This window comes from Streptomyces capitiformicae (genome assembly GCF_002214185.1).
Lineage (GTDB): Bacteria > Actinomycetota > Actinomycetes > Streptomycetales > Streptomycetaceae > Streptomyces > Streptomyces capitiformicae.
On record NZ_CP022161.1, the window covers coordinates 5,639,545 to 5,664,996 of the forward strand.

The 25,452-nt window shown below is 70.7% G+C and carries 22 protein-coding genes and 1 pseudogene; 12 read left to right on the forward strand and 11 right to left on the reverse strand.

Going from position 1 to position 25,452, the window contains the following annotated elements:
• Position 1: 1 nt before the first annotated feature.
• Positions 2-1,132: an RNA-guided endonuclease InsQ/TnpB family protein gene (locus CES90_RS25200; RefSeq protein ID WP_189783625.1), complete on the reverse strand. Its 1,131-nt coding sequence runs from the start codon at positions 1,130-1,132 to the stop codon at positions 2-4.
• A gap of 53 nt (positions 1,133-1,185) precedes the next feature.
• Between CES90_RS25200 and tnpA the strand changes: the two genes are divergently transcribed.
• Positions 1,186-1,614 (forward strand): IS200/IS605 family transposase, encoded by a 429-nt coding sequence (gene tnpA / locus CES90_RS25205; protein WP_189783549.1) that lies wholly within the window; start codon positions 1,186-1,188, stop codon positions 1,612-1,614.
• 126 nt (positions 1,615-1,740) lie between these two features.
• Here tnpA and CES90_RS25210 read toward each other — a convergent pair whose 3' ends face one another.
• The 3 genes from CES90_RS25210 to CES90_RS25220 all read right to left on the reverse strand — a co-directional run bounded on the left by CES90_RS25210 (position 1,741) and on the right by CES90_RS25220 (position 5,247).
• The gene (locus CES90_RS25210; RefSeq protein WP_189783548.1) at positions 1,741-3,183 is read right to left on the reverse strand and encodes a cytochrome P450; all 1,443 of its coding nucleotides are present in this window, start codon (positions 3,181-3,183) and stop codon (positions 1,741-1,743) included.
• A 153-nt stretch (positions 3,184-3,336) separates the two neighbouring features.
• Positions 3,337-3,975: a phosphoribosylanthranilate isomerase gene (locus CES90_RS25215; RefSeq protein ID WP_189783547.1), complete on the reverse strand. Its 639-nt coding sequence runs from the start codon at positions 3,973-3,975 to the stop codon at positions 3,337-3,339.
• Between the two features lie 45 nt (positions 3,976-4,020).
• Positions 4,021-5,247, reverse strand: a complete 1,227-nt coding sequence (locus tag CES90_RS25220) for a PucR family transcriptional regulator (protein WP_189783546.1) — start codon at positions 5,245-5,247, stop codon at positions 4,021-4,023.
• Positions 5,248-5,616: 369 nt separating this feature from the next.
• Here CES90_RS25220 and CES90_RS25225 point away from each other — a divergent pair, with 369 nt between their 5' ends.
• Complete coding sequence (locus tag CES90_RS25225; RefSeq protein WP_189783624.1) at positions 5,617-6,462, forward strand: DUF4394 domain-containing protein; 846 nt, start codon at positions 5,617-5,619, stop codon at positions 6,460-6,462.
• A gap of 75 nt (positions 6,463-6,537) precedes the next feature.
• Here CES90_RS25225 and CES90_RS25230 read toward each other — a convergent pair whose 3' ends face one another.
• From CES90_RS25230 to CES90_RS25250, 5 genes are all read right to left on the reverse strand, one after another.
• Positions 6,538-6,801 (reverse strand): DODA-type extradiol aromatic ring-opening family dioxygenase, encoded by a 264-nt coding sequence (locus CES90_RS25230; RefSeq protein ID WP_229913881.1) that lies wholly within the window; start codon positions 6,799-6,801, stop codon positions 6,538-6,540.
• Positions 6,798-7,304, reverse strand: coding sequence for a GNAT family protein (locus tag CES90_RS25235; protein WP_189783545.1), 507 nt, complete (start codon positions 7,302-7,304; stop codon positions 6,798-6,800). The genes CES90_RS25230 and CES90_RS25235 overlap by 4 nt, the downstream gene beginning before the upstream one ends.
• A 46-nt stretch (positions 7,305-7,350) precedes the next feature.
• On the reverse strand, positions 7,351-8,910 hold the full coding sequence (locus tag CES90_RS25240) for an acyl-CoA synthetase (protein ID WP_189783544.1): 1,560 nt from the start codon (positions 8,908-8,910) through the stop codon (positions 7,351-7,353).
• Between the two features lie 201 nt (positions 8,911-9,111).
• Positions 9,112-11,523 (reverse strand): SpoIIE family protein phosphatase, encoded by a 2,412-nt coding sequence (locus tag CES90_RS25245; protein WP_189783543.1) that lies wholly within the window; start codon positions 11,521-11,523, stop codon positions 9,112-9,114.
• Positions 11,524-11,726: 203 nt separating this feature from the next.
• On the reverse strand, positions 11,727-12,233 hold the full coding sequence (locus tag CES90_RS25250) for a MarR family winged helix-turn-helix transcriptional regulator (protein ID WP_189783542.1): 507 nt from the start codon (positions 12,231-12,233) through the stop codon (positions 11,727-11,729).
• Between the two features lie 285 nt (positions 12,234-12,518).
• On the opposite strand from CES90_RS25250, the gene CES90_RS25255 reads away from it, so the two are divergent.
• On the forward strand, positions 12,519-13,784 hold the full coding sequence (locus CES90_RS25255) for an MFS transporter (protein WP_189783541.1): 1,266 nt from the start codon (positions 12,519-12,521) through the stop codon (positions 13,782-13,784).
• Positions 13,785-13,947: 163 nt separating this feature from the next.
• Here CES90_RS25255 and CES90_RS25260 read toward each other — a convergent pair whose 3' ends face one another.
• A complete protein-coding gene (locus CES90_RS25260; RefSeq protein WP_189783540.1) occupies positions 13,948-14,913 on the reverse strand; it encodes a LysR family transcriptional regulator in 966 nt (321 codons plus the stop codon).
• Positions 14,914-15,034: 121 nt separating this feature from the next.
• On the opposite strand from CES90_RS25260, the gene CES90_RS25265 reads away from it, so the two are divergent.
• The 9 genes from CES90_RS25265 (at position 15,035) to CES90_RS25305 (ending at position 23,586) form a co-directional block, all read left to right on the forward strand.
• Positions 15,035-16,018 carry a fumarylacetoacetate hydrolase family protein gene (locus CES90_RS25265; protein WP_189783539.1) on the forward strand — a complete coding sequence of 328 codons (984 nt, stop codon included), beginning with the start codon at positions 15,035-15,037 and terminating at the stop codon, positions 16,016-16,018.
• A complete protein-coding gene (locus CES90_RS25270) occupies positions 16,015-16,986 on the forward strand; it encodes a cyclase family protein (protein WP_189783538.1) in 972 nt (323 codons plus the stop codon). The genes CES90_RS25265 and CES90_RS25270 overlap by 4 nt, the downstream gene beginning before the upstream one ends.
• Positions 16,987-17,138: 152 nt before the next feature.
• Positions 17,139-18,302: an FAD-dependent oxidoreductase gene (locus tag CES90_RS25275; protein WP_189783537.1), complete on the forward strand. Its 1,164-nt coding sequence runs from the start codon at positions 17,139-17,141 to the stop codon at positions 18,300-18,302.
• Positions 18,299-19,324 (forward strand): amidohydrolase family protein, encoded by a 1,026-nt coding sequence (locus tag CES90_RS25280; protein ID WP_189783536.1) that lies wholly within the window; start codon positions 18,299-18,301, stop codon positions 19,322-19,324. Before CES90_RS25275 ends, CES90_RS25280 begins: the two co-directional genes overlap by 4 nt.
• Before the next feature lie 13 nt (positions 19,325-19,337).
• Positions 19,338-20,276, forward strand: coding sequence for a VOC family protein (locus CES90_RS25285; RefSeq protein ID WP_189783535.1), 939 nt, complete (start codon positions 19,338-19,340; stop codon positions 20,274-20,276).
• 121 nt (positions 20,277-20,397) lie between these two features.
• Positions 20,398-21,369 (forward strand): fumarylacetoacetate hydrolase family protein, encoded by a 972-nt coding sequence (locus CES90_RS25290; RefSeq protein WP_189783534.1) that lies wholly within the window; start codon positions 20,398-20,400, stop codon positions 21,367-21,369.
• Entirely contained in the window at positions 21,366-22,118 is a 753-nt protein-coding gene (locus CES90_RS25295; RefSeq protein ID WP_189783533.1) for an SDR family NAD(P)-dependent oxidoreductase, read from the forward strand. The genes CES90_RS25290 and CES90_RS25295 overlap by 4 nt, the downstream gene beginning before the upstream one ends.
• A gap of 29 nt (positions 22,119-22,147) precedes the next feature.
• Positions 22,148-22,930 (forward strand): CoA transferase subunit A, encoded by a 783-nt coding sequence (locus CES90_RS25300; protein ID WP_189783532.1) that lies wholly within the window; start codon positions 22,148-22,150, stop codon positions 22,928-22,930.
• Positions 22,927-23,586: a CoA transferase subunit B gene (locus CES90_RS25305; protein WP_189783531.1), complete on the forward strand. Its 660-nt coding sequence runs from the start codon at positions 22,927-22,929 to the stop codon at positions 23,584-23,586. The genes CES90_RS25300 and CES90_RS25305 overlap by 4 nt, the downstream gene beginning before the upstream one ends.
• 63 nt (positions 23,587-23,649) lie before the next feature.
• Here CES90_RS25305 and CES90_RS25310 read toward each other — a convergent pair.
• Positions 23,650-25,131: pseudogene (locus tag CES90_RS25310) on the reverse strand (type I polyketide synthase); the annotation flags it as partial.
• Between the last annotated feature and the right edge of the window lie 321 nt (positions 25,132-25,452).

Below are 25,452 nucleotides of genomic sequence, written 5' to 3' on the forward strand. Positions count from 1 at the left end.
GTTATGGGGTGGCAGGGACGCGTGACTCACGCCCCGCGTTCCACACGCTCTCGCCACGGGTGGCGATGTTGTGGGAAGCGTTCCGGTCGGCGTGGGCAACGACCCCGCACCCCCGGCAGATGAATAGTCCCTGGTCGACACGGCTGCGTTTGTCGACGTGGCCGCACTCGGCGCATGTCTGGGACGTGTACGCGGGATCGACGAAGACCAGGGGCACGCCTGCCCGCTTGGCCTTGTAGACGATGAAGTCTGCGAGCTGGGCGAAGGACCAGGAGTGGAGCGCGACCCGTTGGGGCTTGCGGAGCCGTACCCTCTGCCGGATTCCCTTGAGTTCTTCCAGGGAGATCCCGGCCGAGGTGCGTTCAGCCTCGGTCACGATCGTCTTGGCGATGATGTGGTTGGTGTTCTTGACGTGCCGCGCCTCGCGGCGGGAGCGCTCCTTGAGCCGGCGCTTGGCGGACTTGGTGCGCTTCTTCTGGAGCTTGGCCCGCAGGGCAAGCTGCCTCTTGCGATACCGGTTCAGGGCGCGTCCGGCGGCCTGGTAGCCGGTGGATGCGGTGGCGATGTCGACGATGCCGAGGTCCACGCCGATGAAGCCGTCCGGCTCGTACGTCTCGGCCTCGACAACCTCGCACGTGGCGATCAGATAGAAGACGCCGTCACGCTCGATCAGGTCGGACTCGCCCTTGCGGTACTGCTGGAGCACCTTGAGCGCGTTTGCCGAGCACACGAACCGTACGCCCTTCAACCGGCCTTCGGTGGTCCAGATCGAGACCGTCCGCTGGTCGTACTGCCAGCTCAAACACCGGTCGTCATACGGCTGCGCGGCATCGGGACGGAACGTGATCGGCTTCGACTCCGCCTTGCGGCGGCGCTTCGACTTCGGCTTGCCGAGGTTCCCGGCCCGGATGTTCGCCCTCAAGGTGGTGTAGGCGTCGCGCACCTTCTTGATGGTGTGCTGGGCGGCCTGCGCCCCGAGACCTTCGGCCTTCAGACGCGGGTAGGTGTGCTTGCGCAGGTCGTACTCACGTGGCACCCCGTGGGCGAACGCCACTTCGGAGACCCAGCACGCCAGATCGTTGACCGTGCGCAGGGTCGCGGACAGCGCGGCGGCCTGCTCGGCCTCCGGCATCAGCTTCACCTGCGTCACGATCTTCACGACGATCACCGTACTACAGTTGATCTATGTCACCACGCTGGGAGCAAAACCCCAACATTCGCAGGGGTCGTACGGTCGTCCACACCCTCCACGCCCACTTGGTCTTCACACCCAAGTACCGGCGCGGACCGTTCACCGACGAGATCCTTACGCGCTGCGAAGAGATCATGCGGGCCGTGTGCGCCGACTTCGAAACCGAGCTGGTGGAGTTCAACGGCGAGCGTGATCACGTCCACCTGCTCGTGCACTACCCGCCCAAGGTCGCCATCTCGCGGTTGGTCGGCTCCCTCAAGGGGGTGTCCGCCCGCAGGCTCCGCCAGGAGTTCCCCGGCCACATCCGCAAGTACCTGTGGGGCGACCACTTCTGGTCCCCGTCCTACTTCGCCGCATCCTGCGGCGGCGCACCGCTAGAGATCCTCAAGGAGTACATCGAGAACCAGAAGCGAACCGACTGAGGGCAACAGTGCAGACCCGTGCGCCCGTGCAGGTCACCCCTGTCTTGAGAAGCGCTTCCTCCCGGGCGTGAACGCCCGGGGTTCCGCGCTAGATCATGCTGAAAGCCCACCAACGAGGTGCGGCGGTCAGCGGCCGGGGCGGATCAGCCCCGTCAGGTAGCGCCACAGCGACGAGCGCCGGCGGGCTGACGGGTCCGGCAGCACGCTCTCGGGAGACTCCGCGTCCGGCTCCGCCGCGGACTCCGGCGTCGGCTCCGCTGCCAGGCTGTCGACCGGCGGTCGCTCGGGGGTGGCGGCCAGTTCGTACCGTACGGGCAGCGAGCGCAGCCCCCGCATGAACGGGGAGGAGCGCCACGGGAGTTGGTCGACGGGGAGGGCGAGGTCCAGATGCGCGAACCGTTCGAAGAGGCGGCCGACGCCGACCGCGGCGACCGTCGAGGCGAGTTCGCGCGCCGGGCACTGGCGGCGGCCGGCGCCCCAGGAGAGGTGGGCCCGGGTGCTGACGGTGGTGCTCGGCGCCACGTGGTCGGCGAACAGGGGGTCGGCGTGCGCGGCGGCGGAGGAGACCCACACCGGGTCGCCCGCGCGGATCGTGTAGTTGCCGAGCGGGGTGTCCTCGGTCGCGAAGCGCGGGACGAAGTTCACCAGGGGTGGCTTGCGCATGACAACACGGTTCATGGTCTCCCGGACCATCCCGGCGGACAGGCTGGCGCGCACGCTGCTCTCGCCTGAGAGGACCTCGACGACCGTGTTGGATATGAGGATGCCGACGTGGTCGGAGGTCATGCCCAGCAGCATGAACAGCTCACGGGCCAGTTCGTCGAGCGAGAGGTCGGGGTGAGCGGCCAGCAGGTAGGAGGGGAAGTCCTCCCCCGGCGTCTTCAGCTTCGTCGCCGCGAGTTCGGCCAATGCCCCCAGCAGCCGTTGCAGGGCGGGTTCGGCGTCCGGGCCCGCGTCCAGCACGCGCCACATGTCCATGAGCGCGTCGTCGCCCTGGGAACCGGGAAAGCCGAGCAGATGGCTGGCCACCATCAGCGGCAGCGGCCTGGAGAACTGGGCGGACAGGTCCGCGTGCCCCGTGGTGCCGGCCTGTCCGACCAGGGTGATCAGATCGTCGGCGTAGGCGGTGACGGCCGTCTTCAGCCGCTTCGCCTGCGGGTGGCGTGGGTCCTGGAACGGCTTCAGAGCCGCGTCCCACGCCGTGCGCAGCGTCCCGTATCCGGGGCCGCCCTGGATCAGTACGTGGTTGACCTCCAGGGACGGCCCGAGCGGCCAGTCGGCGGGCACCCGGCCCTCGGTGCGGGCCCGCCAGTTCTCCAGGCCCTTCGGCCACGCGCCGTCGTCCTGGAGCACCTGGAGCGCCTCGCGGTAGCCGAGGACAAGCCAGGCGGGTACGCCCAGCAGGTCGACCGGCGCCACCGCGCCGTGCCGCTGCCTCAGCCGCTCATAGACGAGGGAGGGACGCATCTCGTAGTCCCGTGTCAGCAGCGGCTGGGGATCCAGCTCCTCCAACCGAGTGTCGTCCGTGTTCACGGACCCGCTCTCGCCCCACCCGGATTCCACCGCCATGCCGCCGCCCCTCCGACACTCCCCGTACCGGCACACCTTCAGCCGGTAGCCGGAAACCGTGGGGACCCTACCCCAGGCCCCACCGTGCGGTGAACGATGGGGTCACTACTGGTAGGGGGAACTCCTCCCACCTGTCCCGATGTGCCGGGAAGGTCAGTTCCCGCCGCGGGCGGCCTTGACGAACGCGGCGATCAGGGCGGGGTCCTTGACGCCTCGGCTCTGCTCCACGCCGCTGGAGACGTCGACGCCCCAGGGCCGCGTGGCGTCGACGGCGTCCCGTACGTTGTCCGGGGTGAGGCCGCCGGCGAGGATCCACCTCTCCCCGGCGCCGGCCAGCGTCTTCCTGGACCAGTCCCAGGCGATGCCGGAGCCGGGCACGGGGGCGTCGAGGAGGAGCATGTCCTCGCCCATCTCCCCGCAGCGCGGCACGGAGTCGCCGAACGCCGCGGCGCGGATCAGCGTCCAGCCGCCCGTCGCCAGGTCGTCGTAGTAGCCGCGGTCCTCCGGGCCGTGCAGCTGAACGGCCCGGATGCCCGAGTCGGTGGCCAGGGAGCGTACGTCGTCGAGGGGTTCGTCGCGGAAGACGCCGACCGTCAGGACATGCTCCGGTACGCGATCGCACAGCCGTGCGGCGGTGCTCGCGTCGATACGGCGCGGGCTGGCCGAGAAGACGAACCCGATGGCGTCGGCGCCCGCCTCGACGGCCGTGTCGACGTCACGCTCGGTCTTCAGTCCGCAGATCTTGATGAACAGGGGGTCATGGGAGTCGCTCACGGCCCTAGCCTGCCGCATCGGCCGACGGGAGGCACGGGCGTCTCGCGATGTCGGCTCCCTGCCTCAGTTCCACGCTCCGGACAGGCGCCGGGTGACGATCGCGCTGAGGGCCCGTACGCCGTGTGTCGAGCCGGGGTCGATGCCGGTGAGTTCCCGGACCCGGCGCAGGCGGTAGTCCAGGGTGCGGGCGTGGACGTTGAGAGCCGCAGCCGTGGCCCCGCGGTGCATGTCGTGGAGGTAGTAGGCGTCGAGCGTGACGAGGAGGTCCGGACCCTGTTCGAGGTGTCGCGCCACCGTGCGGAGCCAGTCGTCGGCGAACGGCAGGTCCGCGACGGCGAGTTCGACGAACACATCGGCCACCGTGTGCGGTCGCAATCCGGCGGAGGCCCGGCGCAACGGGGCCGCCCTGCTGATCCGCCGGGCGCGGTCGAGGGCGTCGGCGAGCTCGGACCGCTGTGCGGTGGCGGTGCCGACGGCACAGGGCCGGCCCAGGGTCCCGGCGAAGTCCCGTACGAGGTCGAGTACGGCTTCGGGAATCGCGTCGGGGACGTCGTACGGCACCTCGGTTTCCGTCGCGCCGGTCTTCAGGGGAACCAGGGCGATCAGTTCACCGCCCCGCTCTCCACCCTCGGGGCACCACATGACCGGGGCCCGATGAATTTTCACCAGGGCCTCTATATCGCTTTCCAGGGCGCGATCACCGGTGGGACGGTCCGGCACTCGGATCACCGTCACCGCGTAGCATTCGGGTAATTCCATGCCCACGGCCGTCGCGAGTTCCGCTGCCATGGAATCCTCGGTCACGAGTGCTCGGGTCAGCAGGGCGATCTGCTCGACATACGGCAGGCGACGCCGTAGTACGGTCACGAATCCCTGGCTGTAGGCGCTGATTCCGCGTTCGCCCTGCGGGGCGAACCAGCCCATCATCCGCATGAGTTCGTCGACGCCGCCGCCCCGCTGGGCGTCGGTCGCCTCGTTGATGTCGCGCAGCATGAGCGCGGTGTGCAGCCGCAGGACCCGCTGCCGCGCGTCGAGCGACATCCCGGCCCCGGCCCGCAACTCGCCGATCGCGGCGATGTAGTCGAGATCGTCCGCGCTCAACTCGGTGTTGTCCGGTGAGAGTTCGATGGTACGGCGGCGCAACCACACCGCGTACTCCAGCGTCTCGTCCCGCGCCCGGCGGTTCGTCTCCAGGAAGGCGAACTCCGGGATCTCACGTCTGTATGCCTCGACCTCCCGGCGGGCGTTGGTCGACGCCCGCCGGGCCAGTTCGGCGAAGAGGGTCCCCATGGGCGCGAGCATGTCATCCCCGCCGAACAGGTCGACAGGCGAAAACCGGACGACCCTTTTATCACTTCGCGTAAATCGACGACGAACGCGTTGCCCGCACTTTTGTCACAGTGCGCAAAATTCCCGGATCGAGGCTTTCCCATCGTTAGCTCCGCTTGTGGAGGGAGTGTGAAGTGGGCTTAATGGGAGCCGCGTCCACGCCCGAGGGGGAACACCGCAGTCGGCATTCCGGCAGGACCGGCGGTCGACGGTATGGGCGGAGGTGCGCAAATTTCTCATCTGCGCGCCACCAGATGGCGTTTCTTCAAACGGGAGGGAAAGAAGATGAAATCAGGTATGCGAAAGAGAATCGCGGCGACGTTCGCGGTCATGGCCACGTCGACGGCGCTCCTGCTGAGCGCCCCGGGCTCCGCCTCGGCCGCGCCCGCCGCCACCCCCAGCCTGCGCGCCTTCGGGATCACCGGTGACGGCACCCTGATGGCCGCGTTCTGGACCGACCGGCCCGACGTGCTCAACTGGGTCAGGACCGTCACCGGCCTCAGCGGTGACACGGGCCTGGTCGGCATCGACTTCCGGGTCCAGGACGGCCTGATGTACGGCGTCGGCAACAAGGGCGGCATCTACACGATCAAGACGCCGACAGGCACCCAGGACGTCGTCGTCACCAAGGTGTCCCAGCTCCAGTACGCACTGCACGGCACGAACTTCGGCGTCGACTTCAACCCGGCCGCCGACCGGCTGCGCGTGATCAGCGACAACGGCCAGAACCTGCGGCACAACCTCAACGACCACACGACCATCCAGGACCTGAACCTCACCACCCCGGGCATCGAGGGCACGACCAAGGGTGTCTCCGCGGCCGCTTACACGAACAACGACCTCAACGCGACCACCGCGACCACCCTGTTCGACGTCAACACGACCAGCGACCAGGTCGTCATCCAGTCCCCGGCCAACAACGGCACCCTGGCCCCGACCGGCAGCCTCGGCATCGACGCCCAGATCAACGCCGGCATGGACATCTACAGCACGCTGAGCGGCGGCAAGACGGTCGACAACATGGCCTTCGCCTCCCTCACCGCGGCCGGCGCCGGCTCGCCGTCGCTGTATACGATCAACCTCTTCACCGGCCAGGCCACCCTCGTGAACGACGCCGCCAAGTCCAAGTTCCCCCTGAACATCACGGACGTGGCGGTCTCCCTCACCGGCAGCTGAGCCCCGTCGGCAGGATCACCCCTCGCCGCGGCCCGGCCATTCCGGGCCGCGGCGTTGTCGTGGCCGACGGGTACGTCATACCGGTCGGCGTCCCTCCGCCGTAGCCACGGCGAACCCGGCGATCCATGCCGGGACGGCCTCGTAGAACCGGGACGTCATCGCGTACGGCCCGGTGGCGGCGAGGGAGGCGAACGCGGCGATCCACATTCGGACCTCGTGGGCGGAACCGCCGGCCTCCTTCGCCATGCCCTCCACGGTCCAGGAGTCGAACTCGGCGAGTTCGCCGCGCTCCAGGTGGTCGAGGAGCCGGTTGTCCCAGGCGGGGTTGATGGGGATCATCGCGGTGGACCCGGCGGCGTAGTCGCGGCCCGCCTGGACGACCCGCTGCTCGCCCTCCGCGCCCCTTTGAGGCCTGCGGCCTCAGAGGCGTGCGGTCTCAACCGGGTCGGAAATGCCGGCGGCCGACGGGCAGGCATCGTGCCTGTGCCGTCGGCCGTCTTGGTGGGGCGGGAGGTGGGGTCAGCGGGGCATGTCGTCAGGGCTGTGGGGACGTCGGCCAGCCAGGAGGGTTCCGCGGTGAACAGGACCACGGTGCCGGTCGGGAGGTCCGCCTCGGTGACCCGGCGGAAGCCGCCGGCCTCGAAGGCGCCCTGTGCGGCGGTGTCGTCCTCAGCCGGTGCTGCGACAACGCGGCGGCAGAGCGGGGCGGCGGCGAAGAGCGCGGTGACGAGGCCGTTCAGGGAGCGGCCGACCAGGGGCTGGGCGGTCTCCCCAGCCGTCGGCTCCACGGCGATGTCGTGGCCGCCGTACGGGTAGCAGACGCGCAATGGGGGGTCTCGCACGCGGTGGAACCTCACGTCGATGGCGAGAGGTGTGATCACGGCGGTGTCAGGGGTTCTCGGCCATGCGGCGGAGTTCGGCCTTGGCCAGCTTGCCGCTGGCGTTGCGGGGGAGTTCGCCGACCAGCATCAGCCGGGTGGGGAGTTTGTAGCGGGCGAGGTGACGGCCGGCGAAGTCGCGTACCTCTTCCAGGGTGAGGGCCTTGCCGGGGGCGCAGGTGAGCACGGCCAGGACGGTCTCGCCCCACTTCGGGTCGGGGATGCCGATGACGGCCGCTTCCAGGACGCCGGGGCAGGCGGCGAGGACGCGTTCCACCTCGGCCGGGTAGATGTTCTCGCCACCGCTGATGATCATGTCCTTGAGGCGGTCGACGATGTAGTAGAAGCCGTCCTTGTCACGGTGGGCGATGTCGCCGGAGTGGAACCAGCCCGCTTCGTCGAAGGCGGCGCCGGTGGCTTCCGGGTTGTTCCAGTAGCCGGCGGTGACGTTGGGGCCGCGTACGCAGATCTCTCCCCGGGTGTCGGCCTCGTCGATCCGGGCGCCGGTGACCGGATCGGTGAGACACACCTCGGTGTACGGCATCGGGGCGCCGGCGGAACCGGCTTTCTCCAGGGTCAGGGGGGCCGGGAGGTACGTGGCGAAGGGGGCCGTCTCGGTGAGCCCCCAGGCCTGCTGGAGCAGGATGCCGTGTTCCGCGTAGTCCTTGATGAGCTGCGGTGGGACGGGCGCGCCCGCGACGACCGCCGACCTGAGCGCGCCGAGGTCGGCCTCGGCGAAGCCGGGCACGCGGGCGACGGCGGCGCACATGGCGGGGACGGCGAAGAAGGAGGTCACCCGGTACTCGACGAGGTCGGACAGGAACCGGGCCGGGTCGAAGGCGCGGCGCAGGACGACGGTGCCGCCGCGCAGCAGGGTGCGCAGGGTGAGGGCGTTGAGGCCGCCGATGTGGAAGAGGGGGGCGACGGCCAGGTTCACGTCGTCGGAGCGGGTGTCGACCATGCTGTCGACATTGACCGCGTTCCACCACAGGTTGCCGTGGGTGAGCATGACGCCCTTGGGGCGGCCGGTGGTGCCGGAGGTGTACATCAGGGCGGCGAGGTCGTCGTCGTGCAGCGGCACCGCCTCCCGGGTGGGCCGGTCGGCGCCGAACAGCCGCGAGAGGGGGATCCATACGGCCGCGGTCGCCTCGGCGGCGGGGCAGGCGGGGTCGGTGTCGACCAGGAGGTGGCGGCGGGCGGGGATGTCGTCGAGGACGGACTCGACGAGTTCGCGGTGTCCCTCCTCGACGACCACGGTGTGGACTCCGCTGTCGGTGAGGATGTGGCGTACCTCGTCGGCGGCGAGCCGGAAGTTGACGGGGACGAAGACGGCGCCGAGGTGGGCGGCGGCGAACAGTGTCTGGAGGAAGGTGACGCTGTTGAAGCCGAGGTAGCCGATCCGGTCGCCGCGGCGCAGCCCCTGTTCGGCGAGTCCGGCGGCCAGCTCGACCGCGGTGCGGCTGAGGTGGGCGGCGGAGAACTCCTGGCCCTCGTAGACGACGGCGGTGGGCGTGGGGTAGGTGGCTCTGCGGTGCAGGGCGGCTGCGGGGCTGATGTCGACGGCGGCCATGGCGTCGGCTCCTTCGATCGCTGTCGTACGCAAACGGAAGCGGAAGCGGAAGGTTCTATTACAGACCGATGGCGCCGTCGGCGGTGCGGAAACCGCGTACGGCGATACCGCCGCCTGGTCAGCCTCGGGTGTGTGCTGGCCCTGCCGGAGACCCGGGACGGGGACTTCGAGAGCTGACCGGCGCCGACGAGCCGGACACCGTCAGCATCGGCCGACGGTGTCCGGCTCGTCGGGAAGTGCCTGTTCGGCCCAGATGGTCTTGCCGGTACGGGTGTGGCGGCTGCCCCAGCGCTGGGTGAGCTGCGCGACGAGCAGGAGGCCGCGGCCGCCCTCGTCGAAGGCGCGGGCCCGCCGCATATGGGGGGCTGTGCTGCTGGAGTCGGAGACTTCACAGATGAGGGTGGTGTCGCGGATCAGGCGCAGCTGGATGGGGGGCTCGCCGTAGCGGATGGCGTTGGTGACCAGTTCGCTGACCACGAGTTCGGTGACGAAGGCGACGTCCTCCAGCTGCCAGGCGGCGAGTTGGGCGCAGGTCAGCTTGCGGGCCTGGGCGACGAAGGTGGGGTCGGCGGGAACGTCCCAGGTGGCGACCTGCTCGGCGTCCAGGGCGTGGGTCCGGGCCAGGAGCAGGGCGACGTCGTCGGCGGGGCGGTCGGTCAGCAGGTCGCGCAGGACCCCGTCGCAGGTCTCCTCCAGGGGGCGTTCCGTGCCGCCGAGGGTCCGCCCCAGCAGGGCGAGTCCGTCGTCCAGGTCGCGGTCGGGGGCCTGGACGAGGCCGTCGGTGTAGAGGGCGAGCACGCTGCCCTCGGGGACGTCGAACTCGGCGGTCTCGAAGGGCAGACCACCCAGGCCCAGCGGTGGCCCGGTCGGCAGGTCGAGGAACGCGACGGCGCCGTCCGGGGCGACCAGGGCCGGCGGCGGATGGCCTGCCCGGGCCATGGAGCAGCGGCGCGAGACCGGGTCGTAGACGGCGTACAGGCAGGTGGCCCCGATCTCACCCGGGCGGTCCGGGTCCAGGTCCAGGTCTTCGGAGGCGCCCGTCCTCGACTCGGCGTCCAGGCGCAGCACGATGTCGTCGAGCCGGGTGAGCAGCTCGTCCGGCGCCAGGTCCACATCGGCCAGGGTGCGCACGGCGGTGCGGAGCCGGCCCATGGTGGCGGACGCCTGCACACCGTGGCCCACGACGTCGCCGACCACGAGCGCGACCCGGGCTCCGGACAGCGGGATGACGTCGAACCAGTCGCCGCCGATACCGGCCTGGGAGCTCGCCGGCAGGTAGCGGGAGGCGACCTCGACGGCCGCCTGCCGGGGCGCCTGGTGGCGCAGGACGCTGCGCTGCAGTCGGAGCGCGAGGGCGTGCTCGCGGGTGTAACGGCGGGCGTTGTCGACGCACACGGCGGCGCGGGACGCGAGTTCCTCGGCGAGCAGCAGGTCGTCCTCGCCGAAGGGCTCCGGTGTGCGGTGGCGGGCGAGGATCGACAGGCCGAGGGTGACCCCGCGGGCGCGCAGTGGGACCGCCATCGCCGAGTGGATGCCATGGGCCTCGATACTGCGGGCCCGTTCCGTCGAGCCCGCCGCCCACCGCTGCCGGGTGGCGTCGTCGGCCGCGTACAGCACACCCCGGCCGGTGGTCAGGGCGCGGCCCGGTGTGGAGTCCTCTTCGTAGGTGTGTCTGCTGCCGACCGGGATCACGGCCTCGGGGCAGCCCTCCAGCACGGACCGGTGGGCGGCACGACGGAAGAGCAGGGGTCCGGCAGTGGGCAAGGGGGGCGCTTCCTCACCGGCGAGCACCGGGTCCAGCAGGTCCACGATGACGAAGTCGGCGAAGTAGTCCGTGCAGACCTCCGCCAGCTCCTCGGCGGTGCGCGTCACGTCCAGCGTGGAGCCGATCCGGGTGGTGGACTCGTTGAGCATGGTCAGCCGCCGCCGGGCCAGGAACTGCTCGGTGCTGTCCATCGCCGCCAGGCACATCCCCCGCACTTCGCCGACGTCGTCCCGCAGCGGGCTGAGGGAGACCAGCCAGGCGTGCTCCCGGGACTCACCGGGCGCGCGCAGCCATGCCTCGTACGGCAGGGACTCGCCCGTGCGCAGTACGTGCCTCACGGCGTCGCCGATCCCCGCGAAGCCCGGCAGCTTGCGCCTGCCATCGGCCGACTCCCCCACCCGGCGGCCCAGCAGCTCCCGCTCCGGTCTGCCCATCACCTCTTCCATGGCGGAGTTCGCGGACACCGCGAGCCCGTCCTGGTCGAAGATCGCCATCGGTACGGGGAACTGCTCCAGGGCCCACCATCGCAGCCGTGCCGTCGGTTCCGGCACCGTGGCCGTGAGGAACCACTGGGTCTCCCCCGCCGAGTCCAGCAGTGGATGTGCGGCCAGCTCCAACTCCACGGGGTGGCCGTCCCGGTGCCGTACGTGAATCGTGCCGCGCCATTCGCCCGGCTCGGCGAGGCTGCGCAGGGCCGAGGCCGGAAGGGTGTCGCTGAGCAGTTCGGCCGCCGGGCGGCCGGTGACCTCCCCGGGCTCGTGTCCGAGCAGTCGACGGGCCTCGGCGCTCCAGGCGACGACCAACCCCCTGGCGTCGATCGCGGCAGAAGCGACACCGAGTTCGCCCATCGTTCCTTCTCTCCACCCGCCCGGAGCCACCGTCGGTGAACTCACGGATCACCTGCGCAGCAGTACGTTCAGGGTTCATTGTGCGCCGGGCGCACCACGCAGCGTGCGCGACTGCTCGCAATGCTCCGGCCAGGGGTACGGCGTATCGGACCACCTTCGTCCGAAACGGACGCAGGATTCCCCTAGAGTCCTTCCGACGGACCCTAACGACGACGCCACGGCAGCACCTGGCGGTCGTCCCCGGCGGCGTCCGCGCACTGGAGCGCGTCGGTGATCGCCTCGCCGATCTCCGCGAGTTGGGTGACCTGCTCCGGGGTCAGCGCATCGAAGACGGCCCGGCGTACGGCCTCCACATGGCCCGGGGCCGCGCGCTCCAGCAGGCCCTGCCCTTGTGCGGTGAGGACAGCGAGCTGGTTGCGGCGGTTGGCGGGGTCCTCCCGGCGGTCCACGTAACCGGACTCCTGGAGCCGGGTCACCGCATGGGTGAGCCGACTGCGGGTGATCTTCAGCCGCTCGGCCAGCTCCGACATGTTCAACGTGTGCTCGGGGGCCGAGGAGAGGTGGACCAGGAGGACGTAGTCCGCGTGCGTCACCCCCGCGTCCCGGCGGAGCTGCCGGTTGAGGTGGTCGGCCAGCAGCGTGGAGAAGTCGATGTAGGCCAGCCAGGCCCGCCGCTCCTCGCTGTTGAGCCAGCGTGGCGAAGTGGTCATGGTCACACCGTATCGGGCAGCGATTGAACCTTCAAACGATAGCGGCGGACGACGGGCTACCGGCGCGGCGCGAGCCCATCCATGGCGTGGATGGACCGGATACCGGATTCGGATCGCTCGGAGGATGGTGGCGCAGGCCACGGCCCCCCATAGTCATCCCTACCCGCACGCCGCTGTCCGGATCAGCCGCCGCCGTGCGGCCATCCGCAGCATGCCGTGCGCCTTGTGCGCCCGTGAAAGGCATGCCCGCTCCCGCACATACGTCTACACGTCCCTGGAGTCGCCATGCCCGGTTCCATGCCCCCGTCCCGCACCGCGGTGGACGACACCGCTCCGTCACCGGTCGCCACCTCTGGCCCGGCGCATCTGCTGCGCCTGACCTTGCTGATGGCGGGCAGCTGTCTGCCGGTCCTGGGGGCAGTGCTGATCGCCCCGGTGCTGCCGAGGATGCAGGACCACTTCGCCTCGACGCCGGGGGCGAAGGCGCTGGTACCTCTCGCGCTGACCGTTCCGGCGCTGTCGCTGGCACTGCTGGCCCCGTTCGCCGGGGTGATCGTGGACCGGCTCGGCCGCAAGCGCCTGCTGGTCGTGGCGACCGTCCTGTACGCCATGTTCGGAACGGCGCCGCTCTGGCTGGACTCGCTCGGCGCGATCATCGCCAGCCGTGCCCTGGTCGGTGTCGCCGAGGCCGCCATCATGACCTGCTGCACCACACTGATCGGCGACTACTACAGCGGCCGGCAGCGGGTGAAGTACCTGGCGCTGCAGGCCGTGTGCACCTCCGCGTCGGCCACCGCCTTCTTCGTGGTCGGCGGCGCCGTCGGTGCGGCGGGCTGGCGCGTGCCCTTCTGGATCTACGCCGTGAGCCTGGTGATCGCCCCGCTGATGGCCGCCACTCTGCCCAACCCTGCGGCCCGCGCGGCCGCCCACGAGGCCCCGGCCGTTGCCATGAACCGTCGTCCGTTCCCCTGGCGGCCGATGGCGGGGATCTGCGCCCTCACCTTCTTCGGAGCGATGGTCTTCTACACGGTCCCGGTGGAGATGGCGTACCTGCTCGACGACCTCGGCGTGGAGAACCCCGGCGTAATCGGTCTGGCCACGGCGATCGCAAGTGCCGCCACCGTGGCCGGAGCGGTCGTGTTCGCCCGGCTGAAGCGCTCTCCGGACGTGACGCTGCCCGCAGTCTTCGCGATCTGTGGCGCCGGTTTCGGGGTGATGTTCCTCGCCGGCAGCGCCCCCCTGCTGGTCGTCGGGGCGGTGGTCAACTGCCTGGGCACGGGCATGCTACTGCCCGCCCTCCTCACCAGTGCCATGTCCCGCCTGGCGTTCGAGGACCGCGGCCGCGGTACGGGGCTGTGGACGTCGGCCTTCTTCGGCGGTGCGTTCGTCTGCCCGCTGGTGCTGCTCGCGCTGGAGGCGGCGATCGGCAGTCTCGCGGGTGCGGTGGGCCTGCTCGGCGCGGCTGCCGCGGTTGTCGCGGCGGGGCTGTGGGCTGCCCTGCGCCGCGCGGGCACCGCGGACCTCCGGCCGGCCCCGGAGCAGTTGGCCTGACGGCCGCGGAGCCGGCGGGCCGGGGCACCGACGACGGTGCCGCGGCCCCCGGCCCGCACCGCATGCCGGCCTCGCCGTCGTACCGGACGCACCGGACGGCGGCGAGGCGGCAAGGCGGCAAGGCCCACACGTGCCGGACACCTGGCGGGTTTCCGGTCCGGGATCAGAGCAGGCCCGGCGTCGGCCCCGCGCCCCGTACGACGGATACGGCCTCGTCCGCGCCGTGGCCCTTCAGCATCGCGCCCACCTCCGCCGCCTTCTGCCGCAGCCAGATATGGGCCGCGTCCTGGGCGTGCACCGGGTGCCACCACATCGCCTCCTGCACCGGCACGGCCTCGAAGGGGCAGGGCAGGACCCGCACCGCGGCGTAACGGACCGCCCGGCGCGCCAGACGCTCCTGGATCATCGCAATCCGGCGGGTGCCCTCGACCATGTGGGGCAGCAGTTGGAAGGTCTGCACGGACACCTCCACCCGGGGGCTGATGCCGAGCATGCTGAGCTGGCGGGCGGCCGGGGCGTCGTAGGGGCGCTGGTAGACGGCCCAGGGCAGGCGCGCCAGGTGGTCGAGAGTGAGTTCGTGGCCGATCTCGGGATGGTCGTCGGCAATCATGCACAGCCAGCGGTCCTGGTGGAGGTCGACCGCGGGAAAGCCGTCGATGACGCCGTGCGGCATCAGCAGTCCGTCGACGGTGCTCAGCTGGGCGGCGGTGTTCTCCGTGATGTCGGGCGTCGGGTGCCGGAAGGTGAGCCGGATACCGGGTGCCTCCTGGTGCAGGACGCGGGCGAGCGCGGCGCCGAAGACTGCCGCGCCGTAGTCGGCAGCGAGCAGGGTGAACTCACGGTTCTCGGCAGCCGGGTCGAAGTCGGCCTGGCTGGAGAAGACGCGCTCCAGCAGGTCGCACGCGGTGGCGCTGCGGTCGCGCAGGGAGACACCGAGCGGTGTCAGTTCGTAGCTGTTGCCGGTGCGGGCGAGCAATTCGTCGTCGAAATGGCGGCGCAGCCGGGACAGCGCCGCGCTCATGGCGGGCTGGCTCAGCCCGACGCGCTCACCAGCCCGGGTCACATTGCGCTCTTCCAGCAGCGCGCGCAGGGCGAGGACCAGATTGAGGTCGAGTCGGGACAGGTTCACCGGGCACCACCTATGCGAACAAGAGCCATCCACGTCATGGATTCGACGCATCCATAGGAGCGATTTCCGTGATCCGCCGATCGAGGCCACAGTAGACCGCATCCCAGCAGGAGGAAATCTGATGGCAACGCTCGTGCAACCTGCCGGCCCGTTTGCGCTCGGCACGGTCTCCATTCCGGACGGGGAGCCGTTCCCCGGTCTCCTGGCCAAGGAGCGGGTGCTCGACCTGCGCAAAGCCCTGGACTGGGCACCGTCCGACGTGCGTGCCGTACTGGAACGGTGGGAGAAGACCCTCCCGGTCCTGCGTTCCCTGGCCGACGACGACACGCTCGACTGGCTGCCGCTGGACGGCCTGTATGTGCACGCCCCGCTGGAGCCCCGCCAGATCTTCCAGTCCGGCGCCAACTACCGCCAGCACGTGATCGACCTGGAAGTCGCCCACCGCTCCCCTGACGACCCGCGCACCGTCGAGGAGGCCCGCGCGGAGATCGCCGCGGTCATGGACCGCCGGGCCGCCGAGGACCTGCCGTACGTCTTCATCGGTCTGCCGAGCACCGTCGCCGGACCTTACGACGACGTCGTACTGCCCTCGTGGGCCCAACAGCCCGACTGGGAACTGGAGTTGGCGGCTGTGATCGCCAAGCCCGCCTACCGGGTGTCCGTCGAGGAGGCGCTGGAGTACGTCGCCGGGTACACGATCGCCAACGACCTCACCGACCGCGCCACCGTCTTCCGCCGGGACATGCCCGCGATCGGCACCGACTGGCTGCGCTGCAAGAACGCCCCCGGCTTCACCCCGCTCGGGCCCTGGATCGTGCCCGCCGAGTCCGTCGCCGACCCGGGTGACCTGCGGGTCACGCTGCGGCTGAACGGCGAGACCATGCAGGACGAGTCCACCAAGGACATGCTCTTCGGCGTCGCGCGGCTGGTGTCGTACATCTCCCAGACCGCCCGGCTCCTGCCCGGCGACCTGGTGCTGACGGGCAGCCCGGCCGGCAACGGCATCCACTGGGGACGGCTGCTGCGCGACGGCGACGTCATGGAGGGGTCCATCACCGGACTGGGAGTGCAGCGCACCCGCTGTGTGGCGGAGGGCGAGGCATGAGCCTGGACCGGCACGACCCCGAGGGCGCGATCGCGGAGGCGGCCAAGGCGTACTCCAACTGGGGGCGCTGGGGCGAGGACGACGTGCTGGGCACCCTGAACTTCCTCGACGAGGCCAAGCGCCGCGAGGGAGCCGCCCTGGTGCGCCGGGGCGTCAGCTTCTCCCTGTCGCAGTCCTTCGACATGAACGGCCCGCAGAAGGGCTGGCGGCGACGCACCAACCCGGTGCACACCATGCTCGACACCGGCACCGACGCGGCCCTCGGCAACCAGGGCTTCCCGCACGGCATCGGCGGCGCGGACGACGTGATCGCGATGCCGTTGCAGTGCTCGACCCAGTGGGACGGGCTCGGCCACATCTTCGATCACGGCAAGGCCTGGAACGGACGTGACGCCGAGAGGGTCGTCACCTCCGCCGGCGACCTGGTCACCGGGATCGAGCACATGGCCCCACACGTGGCCGGTCGCGGCGTACTACTGGACGTGGGCCGGGTCATCGGTGACGACGACGGCACGCCGGAGCTGCCGGACGGTTTCGCGATCACCGCGGAACACCTGACCGCGACCGCCGAGGCCCACGGCGTGAGCGTCGGCCGCGGCGACATCGTGCTCGTCCGCACCGGGTGCCTCGCCCGCGCCCGGCGGGACGGCTGGGGCGACTACGCGGGCGGCCCGGCACCCGGCCTGTCGTTCACCACCGCCGGCTGGCTGCACCGCACCGAGATCGCCGCGATCGCCACCGACACCTGGGGTTTCGAGGTACGGCCGAACGAGTTCGAGAACGCCTTCCAGCCGCTGCACCAGGTCGTCATCCCCAACATGGGTCTGCTCATCGGCGAGATGTGGGACCTCGACGCCCTCGCCGTGGACTGCGCGGCCGACGGCGTGTACGAGTTCTGGCTCACCGCCGCGCCCCTGCCCATCACCGGAGCCGTCGGCTCACCCGTCAACCCCGTCGCCGTCAAGTAGCCCGCTCGGCCCCGCCTGATGCGCCCTCCCCGGGCGGCAACGGAGCATCCGGCCGCATCTCGCACGATCTCCGGCCCGCGCTCCCAGCAGGCGGGAGCCGCACCCCCCGCCGCCCGAAGCCGCGCGGCCCAACCCCGGGAGGTATCCCCGACATGGCTGACAGCCCCACCCTCCCCCAGCGTCCGGCTGGGGGGACCCGCACCGTCCTGGTCATCGGCGGAGGCACCTCCGGAAACGCCCTGGCCGTCCTGCTGCGCCGGGCCGGGATCGTCGTCGACCTTGTCGAGGCGAGCCCCGACTGGAAGGCCTCCGCGGGTTCCGGCATCACCCTTCAGGGCAACGCTCTGCGCGTCCTGCGCGAGGTCGGGGTCCTCGAAGGCATCGAGAAGGACGGATACGCCGCCGAGGGCCTCGCAGTCCTCGCCCCTGACGGCACCGTGCTGCACGCCCACGAGGAACTCCGCATCGGCGGCGACGACCTGCCCTCCCACATCGGCATGCAGCGGCCCAGGCTGCAGCAGCTCCTCATCGACCAGGTGCGCGCCTCGGGCGCCGACGTCCGCCTCGGCACCACGGCCACCGCCTTCCAACAGGACGGCGAGGGCGTGGACGTCACCTTCTCGGACGGCACGAGCCGCCGCTACGACCTGGTTGCCGGCGCCGACGGGCTGCACTCCACCACCCGCTCCATGATCGGCATCACCGACGAGCCCCAGCCCACCGGCATGGGCATCTGGCGTGCCCCCGCGCCCCGCCCGTCCGGTGTCCGCCGCACCGAGATGATCTACGGTGGCCGCTGTTTCATAGCCGGGTACTGCCCGACCAGCGAAGACACCGTCTACACGTACCTCGTCGAACCGGCCCGCGACCGGGCCTCGCTGAACCCGGACGCGTACGCCGACGAGATACGGGCGCTCAGCGAGGGCTACGGCGGCGTGTGGGAGGAGCTCCGCACCTCGTTCACCGACCCGAAGGCCGTGAACTACACGTGGTTCGACCGGCATCTGGTGGAGGGTCCGTGGCACCGCGGTCGGGTCGTGCTCGTCGGCGACGCCGCCCACGCCTGCCCGCCCACCTTCGCCCAGGGCGCCGCGATGTCCCTGGAGGACGCCCAGGTCCTCGCCGAACTGCTGACCGGCCGGGACACCTGGGACGACCGGCTCCTCACCGACTACCACGCCAGACGGCTGCCCCGTGTACGGATGGTCGTCGACGCCTCCGTCCAGCTCGCCCAGTGGCTGCTCGACGGGGTGCGCGACGCGGACGTGCCCGGGCTGATGCACCGCACCCTGAGCGCGCTGAAGGAACTCCCGTGACCCGGCCCCCGTCGACTCCGACGATCGACATCCACGCCCACCTGCTGCTCCCGGAGGTCGAGGAGACCGTCGCCGGCCGGCCCGGACTCGTCGAGGCCAAGGGCCTCGACGCCCGCCGCAACGGGCCGGCGGCGCTCGCCGTGAACGGTCCCATGGTGGGCGCGCGCGTGCCCAAGCTGACGGACGTCGCCGTGCGCCTCGCGGCCATGGACGCGGCAGGCGTCGACGTACAGCTGGTGAGCCCCTCTCCGTCCCACTACCACTACTGGGCCGAGCCCCAACTGGCCGAACAGGTATGCCGATTGACCAACCAAAGCACGGCCGCACACTGCGCCAAGGCCCCCGACCGGCTGCACGGCCTCGGGCTGGTCCCCCTCCAGCACCCCGGCCTCGCGGTCGCCCTGCTCAACCACGCACTGGACCAGGGCCTGGCCGGCGTGGAGATCTCCTCCCACGCGCCCGGGCCGGGCAGCACACGGGCGGTGGAACTCTCCGACCCGCGGCTCACTCGTTTCTGGGCACGCGCGGAGGAGACGGGCGCCCTGATCTTCCTGCACCCGTTCGGCTGCACACTCGACGAGCGGCTTGACCAGTGGTACCTGTCCAACACAGTCGGCCAGCCCACCGAGAACGCCGTCGCCCTCTCCCACCTGATCTTCTCCGGTGTGCTGGACCGCCATCCAGGGCTGAAGCTGATCGCGGCACACGGCGGCGGCTACCTTCCCACCCACATCGGCCGCTCCGACCACGCCTGGCGGGCCCGCCCCGACGCCCGGGACTGCGCCCGGGAGCCGAGCAGCTATCTGAAGCAGCTGTACTTCGACTCCCTCGTCCATGACCCGCACGTACTGCGGGAGCTGGTCCGGGCCGCCGGTCCGGACCGGGTCCTGCTCGGCTCCGACTACCCCTTCGACATGGGTACCGAGGACCCGCTGGGCGCGCTGCGCGCCGCGGACCTGCCCGACGCCGACTTCCACGCCATCCGCGGCGGAAACGCCGCCGCACTGCTCAACCTCGCCTGAGGAGGATCCCCCCATGAGCAACCGTCTGCTCACCCATCTGCGGCACGTCGACCTCGCCGTGCCCGACTACGACAAGCAGCTCGACTTCTACGCCGGCGTCTGGGGCCTGACCAAGGTCGCCGAGGACTCCGGCGTCTCCTTCCTCGCCGCCGAGGGCAGCCCCGAGCAGTACGTCGTACGGCTGCGCAAGGCCGACGAGAAGCGCCTCGACCTGGTCTCCTACGGGGCGGGAAGCCCGGCCGACGTCGACACCCTGGCCGGGCAACTCCTTTCGCAGGGCGTGCAGTTGATCTCCCAGCCGGAGAAGCTCGACACCCCGGGCGGCGGGTACGGCTTCCGCTTCTTCGACGTCGACGGCCGCACCATCGAGGTCTCTGCTGACGTGGAGGCGCGGCAGCACCGCCGCATCGAGGAGAAGGAGTCGATCCCGGTCCGCCTGTCGCACGTGGTCCTCAACTCCCCGGACCTGAACAGGACCCGTGAGTGGTACGAGCGCCACCTCGGCTTCCGTCTCTCCGACACGCTCGGCTCACCGCACATGGGCGAGGTCATGCACTTCATGCGGATCAGCAACCAGCACCACTCCATGGCCATCGCCAAGGGCCCGCACACCTCGCTGCACCACGTCTCCTTCGAGATGCGCGGCCTGGACGAGTACATGCGCGGCTCCGGCCGAGTGATGCGGGCCGGGTTCCGCAAGCTCTGGGGCCCGGGCCGGCACTTGGCGGGCGACAACACCTTCACGTACTTCCTCGACCCGCACGGCAACACCGTCGAGTACACCACCGAGTTGGAGGAACTGGACGAGGACACCTGGCACCCCCACGTCTACGACTTCTCGGAGCCCGAGGTCACCGACCAGTGGGGCACCGCCAACCCGATGAACGAACTCATCGTCAAGGAGTCGTTCAACGACGTCGACCGCGGCGTGTTCGTCGCCCCGCCGGTCTGACCGCCCGGCCGGCAAGGTCCTCCAGCCGCTGGGGCGCGGTGATCCGCTGTCCTGCCGTGACTGCACGCCGCGCCCCCGGCTCCTCCGTGCCTGCCCGCCCCACACCGACTGGACCCCTCCCATGCGCTTCGCCACTTACGAACACCGCGACCAACACCATGTGGCCGTCGTCGACGAGGACGGCACACTCCGCCCCCTGTCCGGTGTCCACTCCCTGACCGGACTGCTCACCGAGGCGGGCAGCGTGCCGGAACTGCTCGATGCGGCCACCAGGATGCTCGACGCGCAGCCCGGCCCCCACGTCTCCGAAGTGCGTCTGCTGCCGCCGCTCCAGCCACCCACCGTGCGGGACTTCGTCACCTTCGAGGAACACGTCGAGGGCGTACGGCGGTCCGTGGACGGGGCCGCCGGGGTGCCGGAGCGGTGGTACGCGGCTCCCACCTTCTACTTCACCAACCCGTACGCGATGCACGGCCCGCACGACGACATCCCCATGCCCCCGGGATCGAGCGTGCTCGACTTCGAGCTGGAGGTGGCCGCCGTGGTCGGCAGGGCAGGCCGAGACCTCACCCCCAGGCAGGCCCGCGACCACATCGTCGGCTACACCGTCTTCAACGACTGGACGGCCCGTGACCTGCAGTCCGCCGAGATGAGGGTGGGCCTCGGCCCCTGCAAGGGCAAGGACACCGCCACCACGCTGGGCCCGTACCTGGTCACCGCCGACGAGCTGGAGAAGTACCGCGACAAGGACGGCTTCCTGCGGCTCGGGCTCACCGCTTCGGTCAACGGCGAGGTGGTCGGCGAGGACCTGCTGTCCAACATGAGCTGGACGTTCGAGGAGATGGTCGCCTACGCCTCGCGCGGCACCGTCGTCCGCCCTGGCGATGTCCTGGGCTCCGGGACCTGCGGCAACGGCGGATGTCTCGCCGAGCTGTGGGGTGTACGGGGCAGGCAGGACCCGGCGCCGCTGAAACCGGGCGACACGGTGACGCTGAGCGTCGAAGGCATCGGCAGCGTCTCCAACACCGTGGTCCCCGGCGCCGATCCGGTGCCGGTTCCCATCGCCCGGCGTCGCACCCGGGAGCGGCCGTGACCGGCGGCAACCGCCCCGGAAGGCTGTCCGGCAAGGTCGTCGTGGTCACCGGAGCCGCCGCCGGCCAGGGCGCGGCGGAAGCCGAGGCGCTGGCCCGCGAGGGCGCCCGGGTGATCGCCACCGACATCGTCGAGGCTCCCGGCTGCCGCCGCCTCGATGTCAGCAGCGACGACGACTGGGCCCAGCTCGCCGCCGAACTGCGCGATACCCACGGGCAGTTGCACGGGCTGGTCAACAACGCCGGCGTCACCTGGCGCGCCCGGATCGACGAGGTACGCCCCGAGGACATGGCTCGCGTCCACGCGATCAACGTCACCGGACCGCTCCTCGGCATCCAGCATCTGACGCCGCTGATGCGCGCGGGCGCGTCGATCGTGAACGTCGGTTCGTCGGCGGCGCTGACCGCCCACTACCCGGTCGCGTACACCACGAGCAAGTGGGCGCTGCGCGGCCTGTCGGGCACCGCCGCCATGGAACTCGGGCCACGCGGCATCCGGGTGAACACGATCCACCCCGGCTTCATCGAGACCGACATGACCGCCTCCGCCGCCCCCGCGTTCCGCGAGGCGAACCTCAGCGGGACACCCCTCGGCCGCACGGGAACCGTCGACGACATCACCCCGCTCGTCGTCTTCCTCCTCTCCGAGGACTCCGCCTTCATCACCGGCGCCGAGATCCCGGTCGACGGCGGCCTCACCGCACACGGCGGCGCAAAGCCGATCTCGGACGCTCTGCGCGAGGACGCCTGAACCGGCAGGAAAAGAAAGGCTTCATTCTTATGGACAAGGTCTGGGCGAGCGCCGCCGAGGCGGTCGCCGACATCCCCGACGGTGCGTCGCTGGCCGTCGGCGGCTTCGGCCTCAGCGGTATCCCCGACGTGCTCATCCAGGCCCTCCACGCCCAGGGCGCGACCGGCCTTCAGGTCGTGTCGAACAACTGCGGGGTGGACGGGCGCGGACTGGGCGTTCTGCTGGCCGACGGCCGGATCGCCCGCGTCACGGGCTCCTACGTGGGCGAGAACAAGGAGTTCGCCCGCCAGTACCTGTCGGGTGAGCTGGAGGTGGAGCTGGTCCCGCAGGGCACTCTGGCCGAACGGCTGCGCGCCGGAGGAGCGGGCATCCCCGCCTTCTACACCCCCGCCGGGGTGGGCACCCAGGTGGCCCGTGGCGGACTGCCCTGGCGCTACGCCGCCGATGGCACGGTCGCCGTGGCCTCCCCGCCCAAGGAGACCCGCGTCTTCGCCGACCGCCGTTACGTCCTGGAGCTCGGAATCACCACCGACTTCGCCCTCGTACGGGCCTGGCGCGGCGACCGGCACGGAAACCTGGTCTTCCGCAAGTCCTCCGCCAACTTCAACCCGCTGGCCGCGACGGCCGGCCGGATCACCGTCGCCGAGGTGGAGGAACTGGTCGAGCCGGGTGAGCTGCGCCCGGACGAGGTCCACCTGCCCGGCATCTTCGTCCAGCGGATCGTGGAACTCACCCCGGCCCAGGCCGCCGACAAGCAGATAGAGCGCCTTTTGATTTCCGCGTCTTCGACACGAGGGACCGTACGAGCATGAGCACCACCGTCCGTACGCAGCCGGGCTGGACCCGCGACGAGATGGCCGCCCGCGCCGCCGCCGAACTCACCGACGGCTCCTACGTCAATCTCGGCATCGGCCTGCCCACTCTCATCCCCGGTCACCTTCCGCCGGGCGTCCACGTCGTCCTCCACTCCGAGAACGGCATCCTGGGAACCGGCCCGTACCCGTACGAGGACGAGGTCGACGCCGACCTGATCAACGCGGGCAAGGAGACCGTCACCGTTCTGCCGGGGGCCTCCTTCTTCGACTCGGCCCTGTCCTTCGGCATGATCCGGGGCGGCCACATCGACACCGCCGTGCTGGGCGCCATGCAGGTCTCCGCCGCCGGCGACCTGGCCAACTGGATGATCCCCGGCAAGATGGTCAAGGGCATGGGCGGTGCGATGGACCTCGTCCACGGCGCCCGCCGGGTCATCGTCCTGATGGAGCACACCGCCAAGGACGGCAGCCCGAAGATCGTCAAGGAGTGCACCCTCCCGCTCACGGGCGAGCGCTGCGTCCACCGCGTCATCACCGACCTCGGCGTCCTCGACATCACCTCCGAGGGCCTCGTCCTCGTGGAGTGCGCGCCGGGAGTGACCGCGCGGGAGATAGCGGCCCGCACGGAGGCGCCGCTGATCCTGGAGCTGTAGAACGCCCTAGAACGCCGTAGACCAGCGAAACGGCGGGCGGGGAGGGACCTCATTCGCAGGTCCCTCCCCGGACACCGGCCACACCACAACACCGGCACCGGCACCGGCACCGGCACCGACGCTCGGCTCCTCCGCGTCCCCCTCACCGGCCTCGTCGGCCTCGCCGGCTTCTTCGACGATCACATGGGCATTGGTGCCGCTGACCCCGAACGCCGACACCCCCGCCCGACGCACATGCCCTTCCCCGGACGGCCATTCCCGGGCCTCGGCCAGCAGCCTGACCTCGCCCGCGGACCAGTCGACATGGCTGGACGGAGCGTCGACGTGCAAGGTGGCAGGCAGCACACCGTGCCGCATCGCGAGGACCATCTTCATCACACCGCCGACACCGGCGGCGGCCTGGGTGTGTCCGATGTTGGACTTCAACGAGCCGAGCCACAGGGGTCGTTCGGGGTCCCTGCCCTGGCCGTAGGTGGCGAGCAGCGCCTGGGCCTCGATGGGGTCGCCCAGCGTCGTGCCCGTACCGTGCGCCTCCACCGCGTCCACGTCCGCCGTCGAGAGCCCGGCACCGGCCAACGCGGCCTGGATCACCCGTTGTTGGGAGGGTCCGTTCGGTGCGGTGAGGCCGCTGCTGGCGCCGTCCTGGTTGACCGCGCTGCCCCGGATCACGGCCAGCACGCGGTGCCCGTTCTTCCGCGCGTCGGACAGCCGCTCCAATAGGAGCAGGCCCGCGCCCTCGCCCCACCCGGTGCCGTCGGCGGCGTCGGCGAAGGACTTGCAGCGCCCGTCCGGGGAGAGGCCGCGCTGGCGGCTGAACTCGGTGAAGGTGACCGGGGTGGACATCACTGCGACGCCGCCGGCCAGGGCCAGCGAGCACTCTCCGGCCCGCAGCGCCTGTACGGCGAGGTGCAGGGCGACCAGAGAGGAGGAGCAGGCGGTGTCGATGGTGACCGCGGGGCCTTCGAGGCCGAGGGTGTAGGCGACGCGCCCGGAGGCGATGCTGCCCGCGCTACCGTTGCCGACGAACCCCTCCAGCCCCGGGGGCGGTACGTCGAAGCGGGAGCCGTAGTCGTTGTACATGACGCCGACGAAGACGCCGGTGGGGCTGGAGCGCAGGGTGCCCGGGGGCATGCCGGCCCGTTCCAGGGCCTCCCAGGAGAGCTCCAGCAGCAGCCGCTGCTGGGGGTCGGTGCCGAGGGCCTCGCGGGGCGACATGCCGAAGAAGTCGGGGTCGAAGTCGGCGGCGTCGTGCAGGAAGCCGCCTTCCCGGGTGTAGCAGGTGCCCGGGTGTTCGGGGTCCGGGTGGTAGAGGGCGTCGACGTTCCAGCCGCGGTCCTCGGGGAAGGGCGTGATGGCGTCGGTGCCGTCGGCGACGAGCCGCCACAGGTCCTCAGGGGTGCGTACGCCGCCCGGATACCGGCAGGCCATTGACACGATCGCGACGGGTTCGCGGTCCTTGGCCTCCAGCTCCCGCAGTCGGGTGGTAGTGCGGTGCAGGTCGGCGGTGACCCGCTTCAGATAGTCCCGCAGGCGGTCTTCGGTCACAGTTCGGCCCCCCGACTCGGGTCGTGCACCACGCTGGACGTGACCGGCGGCAGGCCCGCCGCGTTCGGAACGGAAGGGATCACCGGATCTCCTCGGGGCTCGGACGCTCACGCGATTCGGGCTCGGACGCTCACGCGATCTGCGTGGCCTGCTCGATCACCTCGAACGCGGCCAAGTCTGGGGTCCGTTCGGGGCATCGACGGCGGCTTGACCTCCGACTCTGAAAAATCCCCTAGTAGCCCGTGGGGCCTTCGAATCGATCTCCGGTACCGGCAATTCCCTAGAGTCGCAGCGGTTTTCTGGTCTTCGATTCCCGGCTCG